Annotated in this window: 10 protein-coding genes; 6 read left to right on the top strand and 4 right to left on the bottom strand. The window is 42.5% G+C overall.

What is annotated here, in order from left to right; all coding sequences use genetic code 11:
• Window positions 1-60: 60 nt before the first annotated feature.
• Window positions 61-1,527, bottom strand: a complete 1,467-nt coding sequence (locus tag F8S12_RS22175; RefSeq protein WP_196516141.1) for an aminotransferase class I/II-fold pyridoxal phosphate-dependent enzyme — start codon at window positions 1,525-1,527, stop codon at window positions 61-63.
• A gap of 171 nt (window positions 1,528-1,698) precedes the next feature.
• On the opposite strand from F8S12_RS22175, the gene F8S12_RS22180 reads away from it, so the two are divergent.
• The 4 genes from F8S12_RS22180 (at window position 1,699) to F8S12_RS40835 (ending at window position 6,170) form a co-directional block, all read left to right on the top strand.
• The gene (locus F8S12_RS22180) at window positions 1,699-1,959 is read left to right on the top strand and encodes a DUF4926 domain-containing protein (protein WP_196516140.1); all 261 of its coding nucleotides are present in this window, start codon (window positions 1,699-1,701) and stop codon (window positions 1,957-1,959) included.
• Between the two features lie 1,049 nt (window positions 1,960-3,008).
• The gene (locus tag F8S12_RS22185; RefSeq protein WP_196518423.1) at window positions 3,009-3,716 is read left to right on the top strand and encodes a M15 family metallopeptidase; all 708 of its coding nucleotides are present in this window, start codon (window positions 3,009-3,011) and stop codon (window positions 3,714-3,716) included.
• A 150-nt stretch (window positions 3,717-3,866) separates the two neighbouring features.
• Window positions 3,867-5,399 (top strand): SagB/ThcOx family dehydrogenase, encoded by a 1,533-nt coding sequence (locus tag F8S12_RS22190; protein ID WP_196518424.1) that lies wholly within the window; start codon window positions 3,867-3,869, stop codon window positions 5,397-5,399.
• Between the two features lie 249 nt (window positions 5,400-5,648).
• Window positions 5,649-6,170: a hypothetical protein gene (locus F8S12_RS40835; protein ID WP_230968190.1), complete on the top strand. Its 522-nt coding sequence runs from the start codon at window positions 5,649-5,651 to the stop codon at window positions 6,168-6,170.
• Window positions 6,171-6,963: 793 nt separating this feature from the next.
• On the opposite strand, the gene F8S12_RS22205 is transcribed toward F8S12_RS40835, so the two are convergent.
• Complete coding sequence (locus F8S12_RS22205) at window positions 6,964-9,705, bottom strand: DUF3769 domain-containing protein (protein ID WP_196518426.1); 2,742 nt, start codon at window positions 9,703-9,705, stop codon at window positions 6,964-6,966.
• A 191-nt stretch (window positions 9,706-9,896) separates the two neighbouring features.
• Complete coding sequence (locus tag F8S12_RS22210; protein ID WP_015114068.1) at window positions 9,897-10,013, bottom strand: photosystem II reaction center protein I; 117 nt, start codon at window positions 10,011-10,013, stop codon at window positions 9,897-9,899.
• 443 nt (window positions 10,014-10,456) lie between these two features.
• Between F8S12_RS22210 and F8S12_RS22215 the strand changes: the two genes are divergently transcribed.
• Together F8S12_RS22215 and F8S12_RS22220 are read left to right on the top strand one after the other, a co-directional pair.
• Window positions 10,457-12,256 (top strand): calcium-binding protein, encoded by a 1,800-nt coding sequence (locus F8S12_RS22215; RefSeq protein ID WP_196518427.1) that lies wholly within the window; start codon window positions 10,457-10,459, stop codon window positions 12,254-12,256.
• 334 nt (window positions 12,257-12,590) lie between these two features.
• The gene (locus F8S12_RS22220; RefSeq protein WP_196518428.1) at window positions 12,591-14,039 is read left to right on the top strand and encodes a PQQ-dependent sugar dehydrogenase; all 1,449 of its coding nucleotides are present in this window, start codon (window positions 12,591-12,593) and stop codon (window positions 14,037-14,039) included.
• A gap of 50 nt (window positions 14,040-14,089) precedes the next feature.
• Here F8S12_RS22220 and F8S12_RS22225 read toward each other — a convergent pair whose 3' ends face one another.
• A complete protein-coding gene (locus F8S12_RS22225) occupies window positions 14,090-14,776 on the bottom strand; it encodes an acyltransferase (RefSeq protein WP_196518429.1) in 687 nt (228 codons plus the stop codon).
• Between the last annotated feature and the right edge of the window lie 624 nt (window positions 14,777-15,400).

The following is a 15,400-nucleotide window of genomic DNA, read 5'->3' on the forward strand; positions in this document are numbered from 1 at the left end:
GCATTTCCAGCCAGAGGCTGGAAACGAGGTTTCAAAGGAGTTTTATTAGGAGGAAGAGAATCAAATCTTCACCACTTTCAAAGTTTTGAGGCTTGTGTCATTGCAACCACTGATAAATCCTCCCATCGCCTGGATTTGTTGCAGATAGTCAAGGACGGGTTTGGTAATGACTTCTCCCGGCATTAACACGGGAATTCCTGGGGGATAGGGACAGACGATTTCGGCACAGATGCGTTTACTAGTTTGTGTCAAAGGTAGTATTTCACTGACAGCAAAAAAGGCTTCACGGGGAGAGAGATGTAAACCATGACTCACTGTACTTACGAGATTCTGCCAGATATGGTTGTTAAGAGTCAAGTTGGTTCGGCGATATTCTGTGGCAAGGGTGGTAAAACTTTGCACTAATTGCTCAATATCGGCTGAGGTGTTGCCCAAACTAATGATAAAGGTGAGATGTTGCAGTGAGGCGAATTCAGCAGTGACAGCAAATTTCTCATCAAGAATTTCATCTGCTTCAAATCCAGTTAAGCCTAAACCAGAAACAGTTACAGTTAGTCGTGTTTTATCTAAAGCCACAAAGCCGGGAGATCCCCCCAACTGAGGCAAAATTGATAATCCAGGAATTCGGCTGATTCTGGTTCTAGCTTCATTAGCAAGTTGCAAAGTCCGAGACATCAGCATCTTGCCGTGGAGTGCCATTTGCTGACGGGCTGCATCTAAAGAAGCTAAAAGTAAATAACTAGGACTGGTAGATTGTACAAGCTGCAAAGCTTTACTGATGCGATCGCAATCTATCCTATTACCTTGGACATGCAGCATTGATGCTTGTGTCATTGCACCAAGTACTTTATGGATGGATTGTACAGTTAAATCAGCACCTGCGGCTAAGGCGGGAGTGGGTAATTCTGGATGAAAGGCGAAGTGCGCGCCGTGTGCCTCATCTACAAGTAGAGGGATATTATATTGATGGGTAATGTTGGCGATCGCACTCAAATCTCCGCAAACGCCGTAATATGTTGGATAAACTGTCAATACTGCTTTGGCGTCTGGATGTTGTTGCAGTGCAGATTGTACAGCGTTAGGCGTGATGCTGTGGGCAATATCTAAAACTGGGTCATATTCAGGATTGAGAAAAATTGGGATTGCACCAGAGAGAATTAAACCAGCGATCGCAGAAGAATGTACATTGCGAGGCAAAATGATTTTATCACCCGTCCCACAGGTAGCGAGAATTGCTGCTTCAACACCGCAGGTAGAACCATTGACAAGAAACCATGTTTGCGAAGCGCCAAATACCTCAGCCGCTAGTTGTTGTGCTTCTTGAATAACGCCTTGAGGTGCAAAGAGATTATCTAAATCTGCTAGTTCTGTTAAATCAGCGCGAAAGATTTTTGTACCAAGTAAATCAGCCAAGGGTTGAGCAATACCCACGCCTCGCTTATGTCCTGGCGTGTAAAAGGGAGCGTGAGGACGTGCTGCATTGGCTTTTAAGGTATCTAATAAGGGTGTTTGATTTTGATTGAGCATTAAAATAATTCGTAATTCGTAATTAAAAAAAACAAACCGTTAATTTGGTCAACAGTTTAAGTAAGGTAGATTGGATAGTACCTGATACAGACGGAATCAGGCTGCGGACAATCTGGGAAACTACCGCTAAAAATCCTTATCCACGTTTGATTACTGCATTTCTGAAGTTAAATGAAAAAAGTTAAACTTCTGGATATTATTGCTACACTTAAGCCGATTCCAATTGAGAGATTACAACTGCTGGAAGAAGATTATAGTTTTATCAAAAGTTTACCCAGTGGACAAGTTGGGACAATTGTAGAAGTATATGAGCAAGAAGAGGAAGATCATTATTTAGTCGAGTTTGCTGATACCCAAGGCTATGAATATGCAATGGCGACTCTGAGAGCAGATGAAATCTTGGTTTTACATTATGATTTGGCGATCGCCTAAATTTTTACTTTAGGATTTATATCTGAATTAAAGTGCGATCGCATTCATTATCCGCCTAATTTACAATTATTTATCATAATAAAATCAATAAAAGCTCAATTTCCCATTCATTGTTCTCTCGTTCTCTCGTTCTCTCGTTCTCTCGTTCTCTCGTTCCCATGCTCTGCATGGGAATGGCTGATTAGGGGCTGCTGCCTCCAGTTAGACATTGAGCCAGAGACTCAATGAAGGCATTCCCAGGCGGAGCCTGGGAACGAGGAAAGCCTTATCAAGTTAGGTTTTTAGGACTTGTGTGTACACCGTAGGCTCGCAGGCGGGGTGGGGTTCTGCGGGTTTAATAAGTAATCAAACGAAACGGACATGATATAATTCCTTACTTTAATTAAAGAAGAAATAAAATATCTATCTTGGCAACTTGTAATAATATGTGTTCTGGACGAAAGGACTTGTGTTCTGGACGAAAGAACTTGTGTTCTGGACGAAAGGACTTGTGTTCTGGACGAAAGGACTTGTGTTCTGGACGAAAGGACTTGTGTTCTGGACGAAAGGACTTGTGTTCTGGACGAAAGGACTTGTGTTCTGGACGAAAGGACTTGTGTTCTGAACGAAAGGACTTGTGTTCTGAACGAAAAGGCTTGTGTTCTGGACAAAAAGACTTGTGTTCTGAACGAAAGGACTTGTGTGTACACCGTAGGCTCTTCGAGAGGGGACTATGATGTACCTTATGTGATTAACTTTGTATACGTAAGTAAGTGTCCGGGGAAATTTATCACTATGTCATTGCGAGCGGAGCAAAGCGAAGTGTTCGCGTAGCGTCTCGTAGAGAAGCAATCGCAGGGGTTTTGGACGATTTACATTTTGTCATATAGTTAGGTTTGTTTGTGCCTACCTACTTAGCAGATTATTAGCGATCGCCCTTTAGAAAAAAAGTTTTTGGTTTACTAATTGGTATTGCACGCAGAGGCGCAAAGGACATAAAGGAATAAGAGACTCGTTACGCACAATGCTATGCTTGCGTTAAAATCCGTAAGTCCTTTGTAGCTGACTAGATGAGACCTTATCATCAAATCCCGATTTTTGAGTGTGGTGAACCGCTAATAGAGATTCCTTTGAAATTGTTTGCGGTGGAATCTCCCCATCCTTATAAAAAGTTGGGTGCACCTTATGGCGATCGCTCTCCTTATTGTCTCCGCCAAAGTGTAATTGAAAATTTGATCCAAGCGCAAAGTTATCTTGATGTTTTGCATCGCAACTGGCGTATCCAAATTTTTGATGCCTATCGCCCGATCGCAGTCCAGCAGTTTATGGTAGATTACAGCTTTGCCCAAGCGGTGAGGGATAGGAAACTTACTGAGGTGGAGTTATCATCAAATCAGCGCCAAGAGATTTGGGAAGCAGTTTATGCAATTTGGGCTGTACCAAGTTTAGATGAAAAAACCCCCCCTCCTCACAGTACAGGTGCGGCGGTGGATGTGACACTGGTAGACGATGCAGGGCAAATAGTGAATATGGGTTCGCCGATGGATGAAATGTCAGAGCGATCGCATCCCAATTATTATGGCAATAGCGATCGCTCAGAAGCACAAAAGCATCACGCTCACCGTCAGCTATTGCGGGATGTAATGTTAAAAGCCGGGTTTCAACGCAATCCCAGAGAGTGGTGGCATTTTTCCATTGGCGATCAAATGTGGGCTTGGCTGAATAATCAATCCAATCCAGCTAATCCTGTCACAGCCCATTATGGGCGGATTGCATAGATGCGTTAATCAGGCAAGAGGCCATTTTCCCATACTTCAGTTACCAATTACCATTTTTGACTCTGAAGTTTGTACTAATTAACACGAAATAATGAGGCTAATGAATGGCAAGATCAAAAAAAAGGATGCCCCAAGGATATTAAAAGTACTATGCCAGAATTACACCAATCAATTGCTCAACATTACCACGAACGGACTAAATACGACCCTGAGACTCTAGCCTCCAAAAATCAGCAGTTAGACTGGGCTAAACAGCCAGCGCCTTTTAAAGAATACAAAATTGGCTCTACTTTTGATCTCAAACCCTACATTCAAGAAAAACCAGAGGCTTATGCTAATAATCCAGATGCTCAATGGTGGCAAAGACTTTCGCGGTTGCTGTTTCGTAGCTATGGATTGACGGCGAAAATGCCTTCTATGGGTAGTGCGGTGTATTTACGGGCTGCTCCCAGTGCAGGCGGATTATACCCTGCCGAAGTCTATGTGGTTTCCCGTGGCACGTCGTTATTGCCACCTGGTTTGTATAACTACCAGTGTCGGACTCATTCTCTGATGCATTATTGGGAAAGTGACGTTTGGCAAAGTTTACAAGCAGCTTGTTTCTGGCATTCTGCTCTAGAAAATACTCAACTGGCAATTATTGTCACTGCGGTTTTCTATCGTTCTGCGTGGCGCTATGAAGATCGGGCTTACCGCCGGATTTTTCTAGATACGGGGCATCTGTTGGGTAATATTGAATTAGCTAGTGCGATTACTGATTATCGCCCCCACTTAATCGGCGGTTTTGTGGATGAATCGGTCAATAATCTGCTTTATATCGATCCACAACAAGAAGGTGCGATCGCTATTTTACCTCTGGCAGACTTGTTAGATATCAATCAAAATTTACCGTTGGGATGTACTGCTTTACCTTCCGCCACCGAAACCAGTTATCCTGAAATTCCCGATGGCGAACTGCTGACATATTTCCATCAACACACCCAGATCAAATCAGGTATAACTGGTAATCTTAATCTACCAACTATTAAACAAGAAAAATCTTTGGAGGATAAATACAACTTTCCTTTTTGTTTGAAAATTCCCACCACCACCGCGCCTATAGAATGGGGACGAAAGCTGTCAGAGTTGGAAATCACTATGTACAAGCGACGTTCTACCCGCGCTTACAATGGTGACGATTTAAGCTTCGATGAATTGAAAAGTTTACTTGATTTTACTTACCAACCGCAAAATTACATCGACCAAAGTTTAGATATTTCTCCAGACTACTTTGATTTGAATTTAATAGAAACATTTATTGCTGTTTGCGGAGTCAAAGGACTAGAAGCCGGTTGTTACTATTACGCACCCAAAGCCCAAGAATTACGCCAAATTCGGTTTAAAAACTTTCGGCGAGAGTTACATTTTCTCTGTTTGGGGCAAGAATTAGGGCGGGATGCAGCAGCAGTGCTATTTCATACAGCCGATCTGAAAGCTGCGATCGCTCAATATGGCGATCGCGTTTACCGTTATTTACACATGGATGCTGGTCATTTAGGACAACGCCTGAATTTAGCCGCAATGTACCTGAATGTAGGCGTTAGTGGTATTGGTGGATTCTTTGATAACCAAGTAAATGAAGTTTTGGGTATTCCTGCTGATGAAGCTGCGCTATATATTACTACATTGGGACGCCCAAGATAAGAGCAACGCACAGAGAAGTTCGAGTGATAAAAGTTGCCACTCATACTTCTCCTGTGGAAGACTCTCCGTTGTATTATAAAAACCCAAACACTTGCTTAAAATCAAGTAAAATTAACATCTCAATAACCTTGTTGAGCAAGACTATAAAGTTATTAACCAACTTATAAACTCGTAAATAAACTTTAGCTAATTGAAGACAAAATCAGGACTATTTGAGAAAATGTAATTTTTATTCCATAGATTAGGGACTTGGATGAAAATAAAGTACCAGTAAACCGAGTTTCGACTACGCTCAACTCTCGACGGCTGAGGGTTGAGCGCAGCGATGCACTAGACCTCTTGCACGAATCAAGAAAACAGAGCAAGTTCATAATTGAGAAGTCCAGCAATCAAGTTACAGCCCAAGGATACACAATCATTGGGATTACAAATCAAGGCGGCTGTGACACCATCAACCGTGATACTGGAAAGCCATTAAAGAGTATTGAAGATGCGATCGCTGAACAGCACTATACTCTTGAATTAATCCCCCAGCTTGAAGCAATTTATTTCTGTCCAGATATGAAAGGCTTTATATGTTATCGAGTCACTAGAAATGGTGCTGTAAAAGTAGCTTATTACACATTAGATAGTAAATTCTTAGAGGATAAATTCAAGTTTCGTAAGCCTGGGGCAGGGATGATATTTAGGGCTAGTATTGATTTTGATTTGGATTTAACCAAAAGTTGGATGATAGGCGATAGGAGGATGAGAAAGCCGCAGCAGCAGTAGGACTAGATTTTATGTGGGCTGACGTGTGGAGAATGTGGTTTACTCCTGGGATATATGAGGCAAGAGAAGCCACACCGCAGCAAGTAGAATTTTTAGAAGGTATAAAATTAAATTAATATAGCTAAATCTTCAATTTAAAAGGGTGGTTATACGCCACCCTTGTTTATTTTCTTAGAGGAAAAAGCAATGCTATTAACAGAACCGGAAATACAACAAGTTTTAGAGCAAGTTAAAGTTGCTTTTCCCAACTTGACTATAAAAATTTTTCCTGTTCTATCAGTCACCAGAAAACAGTGCTGGCTGTCCTTTACTCACAGGAAGAACAAAATCTTGTACCTGAGATAGTTCATTAGTTAGTGCTGGCAGTAAACTTTACTCCACCAGAACCAGAATACTTGTTACCCATCCAATGTCCCCAAGCATCAGTGATTTCTTGCAAACTTTTGCTCATTTTATTTACCTGTAATTACTTGTACAGAAGTGATGTACAACACAGAGCTTAATTGTTTTTTCTCTGAATTCCAGAGTAAATAACAATACTTAATTTCTCTGAGTGTAATTTAATGTGAGTTCGACATTCAGATGTATTTATGCAAGCCGATCGACTTGGATGAATTGGTCTGTGTGGTTGCTCAATCAATATCTCCGAGGTTTGGGGTAATAGCTCATAGTCAGTAGACCTCTTGCATAAATAATTCTTTGTCTCACGCAAAGGCGCAAAGAAGAAAGCGAAAAGAAGGACTTTTGCAAGAGGTCTAATGAATAAACAATATTGTGTCCCTACCGGATGTTACTAATTGTCTTGTTGGACGCCGCCCACTACTGACTTAACATCAGAAAATGGATCAGTGCCGCCACCCCAGTTAAAATCACTAATTCGCACACTGAAGCCGCCCAACTCTAGAACTGGATTGTAACGTAAGGTGATGCCATAGGTGCGGCGGCTATATTCCAAAATGTAGTCGGTGCTAGTTGCTTTACCAGTATCCAAGTTAACAGATGTTTGAAAGCCTAAGCGAAGAGGCCCATAGATTTGCTGTGTAATTCCAGCGCTCAACACTTGGTTATCAACGGAGCGATCAAACAAAAAGGGCGATAATCCGTTATTTAAGCCTTGAGAGTAACTGATATTAAAAGCGGTATAGTCTAAAAAGGGTCGAGAAAAATGACCAATTTGCCCTAGTAAACCAATTGTACCGATCAGATTGCTTTGATTATCCCCGTTGGTGTAATAACTAGTAGTGCCAGTGAGACCAGCGATCGCTTGCAAGTAAGGAACTACAGGATTAGCCGTGTATCGTAATCCCTCAGTAGCAGTGCGTGGCAATGGTTTACCCTGCCATAGTAATACCCCACTACTGAGGGCAGCGCTGCCTTGTAAACGACCTAGTGAGATGCGATCGTTTTCCCGCAATGGTTCTAGCAAGTCTTGGCGATCAGTGTTGGCATCGATATATTGAGCGCTTGCCTGATAGCTAAGGTTGATGCCACTCTTTCCTAAAGGAATCACAGGAGAGGTAATAATGCCACCCAGACTGCTCTGCACAGTTTGAAAGCCGAGAGTACCGTTGTAGAGGCGATCGCGGTAGTTATATTGTAGATTCAAAGTATGGGGAAGGCGATCGCCCAATGTCTGGCGCAATCCCAAATTCACCCGTAAATTTTCTTCTACCTTATTCAAGTTAAAACTGGTTAACTCCGCAGTTCCCTGAACTACCGTCCGGGAACTCAAAACAGAATTTATTTTTGTTTTCACACCAAACACTGCGCCTAAGTCACTCGTGCCTTCTTGCACAGCTCTTTGTACTAATAACTGGGGCGTGATTGTCCAGCGTGTCTTGTCTGTGGTGACTAGCGGAAAGCCCCGCTCAACATACAAGCCACCCCGATCCTCTCCATCATAGCCGGGGGAGACTATTGCAGGTGTAACATCGCGCTCCCGGCGGTCAATGGTCTGCTGATCCACCGGAATTGGTAAGGAAAGACTTTGATCGAATACCAAACGCTGTCGCTGTGTCCTGATCCGGTCTACCAAGGGTGTCTCCCGTGTCAGAGTTACTTTATCTGCCCGTAACTCTAGCTCTGGCGGCGAAAAAGGGTCATTGGTGATCCGGACATTCCTTGCTTGCCAGCCTTGCGGATAAAAGTCAATCTGTTGGGCTTCAAACCTGAGCCGATTGACTGCACCCCCCGTTGTTGATCCCGGAATATTGCTAGCACCGGCTTGACCACCAAATGTCGCATCTATTCCTCCAGGGCTGCTCACACCTGAAATGGGCTGATTGGCTGTAATGCGATCGCTTGGCGGGCGTTTTGATACTCCACCAGCTGTTACATCGGTGGGTAAAAAAGCAAAATCTGTTTGTGATGAGGGTACGTAAATTTCTCCGCTACCATTTTGCAGTTCCCCACTATCTTGAACAAAGTTATAGGTAAAGCGTTGTCCACGCAGTACCTGATCGCCCCGTGTTAAAGTTACATTACCTTCTCCCGCAGCAATCAAGTTATCCAAATTGACTTGCAGGCGATCGGCATCTACCACCGCTCCATCAAATCGCACAACCACATTACCAACAGCTGTGATAATTCGCCGTCGCTCGTCATACTCCTGCTGATCTGAAGTGACTTCTACAATTCTCGGCTTGACTGGCGGGGTGCTAGTGGGCGCAGTTGTACCAGATGATTGACCTTGTGGTTGATTGGTGGTGTCTATTTGTGGTGTAGATGTTGGAGCTTGGGTTTGTTGGATTGGGGACTTGAACTTTATAGTGATGGGCGCTGAGGGTTGGTCTGTCAGATTGCGAGACTTGAATTTTATAAAATTTTGTACTGATTGAGAACTTGGTGCCAGATCAGCAGCAGATACAGAGATATTGACTTCTTGCAAAGACAGTTGTGCAGTAATATCGCTTTGCTGTTCTTGTTGGGTTAACTTCTCAGCTAAAATTTCTCCCTTGGACTCGAATAACTTGTTGCTATTTATGACACTTGGGGCAATTTGAAGAGGACGTGGGGATTGAGGAGCGCCAGCGCCCGGACTTTTCTTTGCGTCTTCCCCTGCCACTTGCTTCAAGATCGAGAACCTCCCGAAGTTAAGAGCGCCAGCTTCCGGCGCTTCGACAACTTTGGGCAACTCCATTTGTGTGACTTTTTTATTTTGGCGATTAGAGGGTTTAACCTCCTCCATCGGATAACCAACTTCCACCGACTCCCCCAAAATCGCAGCACTTTTAGAAGCGGTGAGGGGAGAAAATTCTGGTGGGAAGGTTTCTGGCGGATTGGGTGCAGACAAAGTTTCGGCGACTACCAACTCATCTGGAGTTGGTTTACTAGGAGTTGGTAGACGCGAATAATTCTTAGTGTCACCTGCGATCGCTACTTGAGCCAAATCCTTGTGCTGCTTGGATTTGTTTTCCTGCATCCTCATCCGAGTCTCTACAGGAGACTTTATATCATTAGTAAATGAGACCGGATTTGCAGGTTGTAAAGGTTCGAGAATAGGAGGCGGATCGGGCGGCAGAACTGGATGAAGCATATTTGAGCAAAATCGAGCTAACAAACAGCGAAATGACGGAAGGATGAATTATATATTTTGCCTTCCGACTATCGCCTTCTGTTACCTGTAGCAAGCTACCCGGAAAACGAAACTTACTACCTTTTGGGTAGCAAGTTTCTGTGGCGTTTGGTATCTTCCGCCTTCCGGAGTCATGGAGCTTTATCGACCTTTTACTCTAAATCCCGACGACCGGGGTTACGAGCTGGATCGTTCGACAAAAATCCGAAGACGAAGATAGTTACAAAGAAGGCAACAACAATATAAACAGCGATTTTTAAAGTCAGCATAGAAATATCTCCAACGGGTATGACAAAAAAACTTTCTCTCAGTATCTGCCAAGCAGAAAAGATAGCTCCTTTATATTACCCAAATCTCGTCCCTTTTTTAGATAACTCTGGTAAGGAACTCGGAGACTGTTTACTCTTGTGACGTTAGCTGACGGCAGAGGTTTCCTAATCTAGACACATCGCTGCTAGACCATAACACATTTAATTTGCATAGAACAAACAGGTTTTGGTGTTTTCTCACAAACAGAGCATTGGTTCCCTTACTCTACTAATTTAAAATTGACAAGAGCGCCATATAAAGTTTTGTTAAATTAATGTTTAAATTTATACTAATTATTGTAGTATTCCAAGTGGAATCCACACTAAGTGGAATCCACAGCTGATAATTTTTTTGATTGCGGCTGAACTTACGTAGACTTACTGAGAAATTTAGGATAGATAACATGGCATTTATTTTTGGCACTACAGGTCCTGACACGAGAAACGGAACTGCGGCTAATGACACGATAGTTGGTTGGGCTAGTGGGGGTGATGCCAATAGTACCTCCGGTAACGATACCTTGAATGGTCTAGCTGGTAACGATTCCCTCGCAGGTGGGACATTAAATGACAGTCTAAGTGGTGGAGATGGCAATGACACACTTGATGGGGGTACAGGAAACGACACTCTAAACGGTGGTGCAGGCACAGACACCTTCATAGGCAGTCAGGGTAACGACAGCATTGATGGCGGAGATGGCATTGATACCGCAGACTACAGGCAACTAGGTCAAATAACCTTGTCAGGTGTCGGAACTATTGTCAAAGCTGGGGGATTGGGGCAAGACCAACTCTTTAAAGTAGAAACGATTATTGCTAATGCTAATGTTGCCAACAACACCATAGATGCATCCCAATCTTTGCCAGGAGTATCTATCACCGTTAACCTTCAAACTCAAAGTTTGGCTGCCAATAACGTTCCTGGTTTGGGAACATTGCCATTTACTGTAGTCAACTTTGATGATGTCATCGGCACAAATGCAAATGACAGTATTGTTGGCGACAATCAAAATAACCAATTATTTGGTAAGAATGGCGCTGACACACTTGATGGCGGCTTGGGTACTGACACTTTAAATGGCGGAGAAGGCGACGACACTTACATCATTGACAGTGTTCTTGATACCATTACAGAGGTTACGAATTCAGGCACAGATACTGTCCGGTCTTCTGTCACCTACACACTCGGCGCTAATCTGGAGAACCTGAGACTGAGGGAAGTTAACCCCATCAGTAACGCCATAAACGGTACAGGCAACAGTCTTAACAACTTCGTTTTTGGTAATACTTTTAATAACACTTTGAATGGAAGAACAGGCAATGACACGCTAGACGGTAATAACGGCAATGATATCCTCAATGGTGAGGACGGCAATGATAGCCTACAAGGCGGACCCGGCAATGACACACTCAATGGTGGGTCTGGAAACGACATTCTTATCGGTGTTTTTCCTGGTAGTCTGCTTCCACCTGGATTAGGGGAAACTGATAGCTTGACTGGCGGGGCTGGGGTAGATAGATTTATCCTTGGGGACGCTATAAATATTTTCTACGACGATAACAACACTGTGAATCCTGGTTTTGGGGACTTGGCTACTATTAGTGACTTCGACTCTAGCCAAGATCGAATTGAACTCAAAGGAGCTTTACAGGACTACCGACTGCAAGTTGTTGGAACTAACACACGAATATTCTCAGACAAACCGGAAGCAGAGCCAGATGAGATTATAGCTATTTTACAGGGGAGAAACAATCTCAGACTTGATAGTGATGACTTCCTTTTCTATGAGCGGGAAAATGCTGGAGAAGGTACAAACAACACACTGGACAGTGCTGAAGGGTTGGGTTCTTTATCATCAGGCTCAAACGTTAATCTTTCAGCCCAAATCGCAGCAGTTCAACCAAGTGGCAATGCCGATTTCGACTTTTTTAGATTTTCTCTAGCAAATTCAGGAACTGTCACTATCAGTACAGCGACATCGGGAGATACAGTTCTCGGAGTGTTTGACAATGCTGGAACTTTACTCGAATTTGATGATGATGATGGTGATGGTAATGGGTCATTAATCACCAGTTTCCTGGGTGCAGGTACGTACTCAATTTCAGTGAGCCAATTTCCTTTCTTCCCTCAAGATGGCGGAGTTTTCTCTGGCAGCAGCACTGGATCTGATATTTCTTATACGCTAGGGGTCAGTTTTGCATAAGTAGCTGGACAAAATATTTACTTTCCTCGTGGCTAGGGAAACACGGCAACGTGCCCCCCTTACCCAATAAGTAAATAAACATAATTGATTACACAATGTCATTGCGAATGCAGCAAAGCGTAATGTTCGCGTAGCGTCTCGTAGAGAAGCAACCGCAAGGGCTGGGATTGCTTTGCTCCGCTCGCAATGACTGTAAATATTTTTGTTCATCTACCTAAGAGACTATTTACAAGTCATTACCCATTGCTCATTTCACCCTGTAACTAATCTCTAAAGCTTTTTTCTTCAGCAAAAAGATTTAGCCACAAAATCATCTGAAATTATCCTGGAAATAATGAATAACACTAAATTATCCAACGACGTTCAACGCAGATTTACCGATAAGTTCGCTTTCAAACGGTGCTTTTTTGTTGCCAAAATACTGTTGTTTACAATATTTCTATTAAATAATGAAACTACCTTAGTAAATGCTGCACCTCAAGCTCTGCGTTCTGATATTAAGATTCGCAATATTATATCTACGTCATCGGTTTCTCCTTCTATTCGGATTGTAAAAGATCCACGAAACAATACTCTCTATTACCTCAAACGAAATGGTGAGATTTATCGAGTTAATTTAGCCTCCTCTACTAGTACACTTGTCTACAACTTTAGTAATCATAACGTAGGTGAAACTCAAGGTATGGCAATTGGTCTTAACGGGACAATTTATTTGGTTGGCAATGCAGACCTTGTAAATGACCAGACCAAAGGAATTATTGTTAAAGGTGTAATTAACTCAGGTACAGGAGAGCGTACCTGGTCTATCTTGGCTCAGAGTGCAGGGTATCCTAAAAGTAGAACAGCCTATGACCACCGCTTCAATGGTGTAATTGTTAGCCCAGGTGGTAATTTTATCTATGTGAATAGCGGTTCTCGTACCGATCATGGTGAGGTTCAATCTGCTGGGGGTCTATATCCCAATACTCGCGAAGTAGGATTAACCGCCTGTATACTCCGCATTCCTACTTATATCCCAAATCAATTTCTTGCAAACAATCGAGCGACTTTAAAGACAGCTGGCTATATTTTTGCAGAAGGAATACGCAATACTTTCGATATGGCTTTTGCGTCCAATGGGGATTTGTTTGGCACAGAAAATGGCCCCGATCGCGATATGTCAGAAGAATTAAATTGGCTACGTATAGGCCGTCATTACGGCTTTCCTTGGCGTATAGGTGGGGCAGATAATCCACAACAATTCCCCAACTATAATCCTGCCAATGACCGGTTGTTAAGCCCCCTATTTAATGCGGTTCAAAGGGGCTATTATCGTAACGATCCAAGCTTTCCTGTTCGGCCTAATATAACCTTGACTGAACCAATTTCTAATTCTGGGCCAGACGCAGATAGTTTCCGCGATCCTCTAGATGGCAAAGTCAAAGACGCCAGTGTTCTTGGGCTAACCTTGAGTACTTTTACAACACACCGTTCTCCTTTGGGTTTAGTTTTTGATACACAAGGAGTAATGAGTCCTGAATTCAACAGAGATGGATTCGTATTGAGTTGGACACCAGGCGATCCCACTGGCGAAACACTACCAGGCCCTTTTAAAGATCCCAGCCAAGATTTGCTGCATTTGAACTTAACTAAAGTAGGAACTGATAACTATCGACTTCAGGCTAAACGCATTGTCAAAGATTTCAGCAATCCTATTGATTCGGAGATTATTGGCAATAAGATTTATGTTCTGGAATACGGTGGAACTCAAGGAATTTGGGAAATCTCTATGCCCACTAAATAAACCACACTGGGTATTTTTGGCTAACTCCTGAAAAAAGTCTAATAGGAGAATTAATTTGCTATATCCTTGGTAATTCGGTTTTTAATGACTCGTGCAGGTGTGCCTACAGCAATGGAGAAAGGAGGAATATCTTTATTGACTACGGCTCCTGCACCAATTACACTGCCTTTACCGATGGTAACGCCATCTAATACTGTCACTCCATGCCCTAGCCAACAATCATCCTCAATCACAATTCCCTTGCGAGTTACACCTTGATATTTAATCGGCTCCATCGGATCGGCAAAATTATGATTATTGGCATATATCCCTGAGTGGGCAGCAATCATACAGTGTTTACCAATTTTAATGTCTCCTGGCCCCTCAATACAGACGTTAGGAGCAATGAAGGTGTCTTCATCAATATGTATATACGTATCTTCCAAAGACCCTATATCAACGTTACGTTCAATAGCGACTCTGTTTCCTAGATGAATTTTATTATTTTTGTGTCCTCTAGCATCCATCCGCACACCCTTGAAAATATATACTCCATTGCCAATTTCAATACAAGAAGTGCCGATAAATTCAACGCCATTTTGAATATAAACTGGGCTGCCTATATGGGCAAAAATACTACGATATCCCCAATTACGCAACTTTGACCCCAGAAATAGTGTAGGGATATCTCCTAACACAGTAGTTACTAAAAGTTCTTGCGATCGCTGCAATTTTGAGGAATGATGCTCGTTATGCATGGCTGTATATCTCTTTAATCAATTGTTGTTGGCGGTTTGGAAGTTTATTTTGGCTGTATCCTAATTTTCTGCCAATATTTAATAGTCTTTGTACGTCTAAGTACCGGATTAATATTGACAGTCTTACCGAAATTTTCCAATTTAGAAAAATCAAAGTCTGGCTTTGATTATGTAAGTAATTCTTTAATTTAGGTCTGTAGAATCACTCAATTGATATGCACAATTGCCTTGGTGGTTAGAAGCTCTTGTACTAATCAAGGTAGGTAACAATTTTGCTTGTTTTTCACCAAACTAAATTCACAAAGCAATATCAGTGCATTGCAAGGTCAAACTCCAGACTATTAAATTGTCTAATGGGAATATTTACTGGTTTAGATACAATAAGGTTCAGTTAAGATCCCCTCAAGGGGGTATTAGCCACCTTTTTTAAGGGGGTTGGGGGGATCTCCAAACACTGAATATCACTAACCCAAGGGTATTGGGTTTAGATAGCCTATTGTTTCAGTTATCCGATAAATTTGAAACGCTTGCTACACAAATATCGATAGAATTGTTTACCTGAAGGCTACTTCCTCTCAGGCAATTTTAGTGTTTCAAAACAACTCAGTCCCACAAGCTATTTCA

The sequence above is a fragment of the Nostoc sp. WHI genome (assembly GCF_015714725.1).
Classification (GTDB): Bacteria; Cyanobacteriota; Cyanobacteriia; order Cyanobacteriales; family Nostocaceae; genus Nostoc.

Coding starts and splice junctions, on each gene's coding strand:
- F8S12_RS22205 (WP_196518426.1), bottom strand. CDS start 9,705: ATGCTTCATCCAGTTCTGCCGCCCGATCCGCCTCCTATTCTCGAACCT.
- F8S12_RS22215 (WP_196518427.1), top strand. CDS start 10,457: ATGGCATTTATTTTTGGCACTACAGGTCCTGACACGAGAAACGGAACT.
- F8S12_RS22180 (WP_196516140.1), top strand. CDS start 1,699: ATGAAAAAAGTTAAACTTCTGGATATTATTGCTACACTTAAGCCGATT.
- F8S12_RS22190 (WP_196518424.1), top strand. CDS start 3,867: ATGCCAGAATTACACCAATCAATTGCTCAACATTACCACGAACGGACT.
- F8S12_RS22210 (WP_015114068.1), bottom strand. CDS start 10,013: ATGCTGACTTTAAAAATCGCTGTTTATATTGTTGTTGCCTTCTTTGTA.
- F8S12_RS22225 (WP_196518429.1), bottom strand. CDS start 14,776: ATGCATAACGAGCATCATTCCTCAAAATTGCAGCGATCGCAAGAACTT.
- F8S12_RS22220 (WP_196518428.1), top strand. CDS start 12,591: ATGAATAACACTAAATTATCCAACGACGTTCAACGCAGATTTACCGAT.
- F8S12_RS22175 (WP_196516141.1), bottom strand. CDS start 1,527: ATGCTCAATCAAAATCAAACACCCTTATTAGATACCTTAAAAGCCAAT.
- F8S12_RS22185 (WP_196518423.1), top strand. CDS start 3,009: ATGAGACCTTATCATCAAATCCCGATTTTTGAGTGTGGTGAACCGCTA.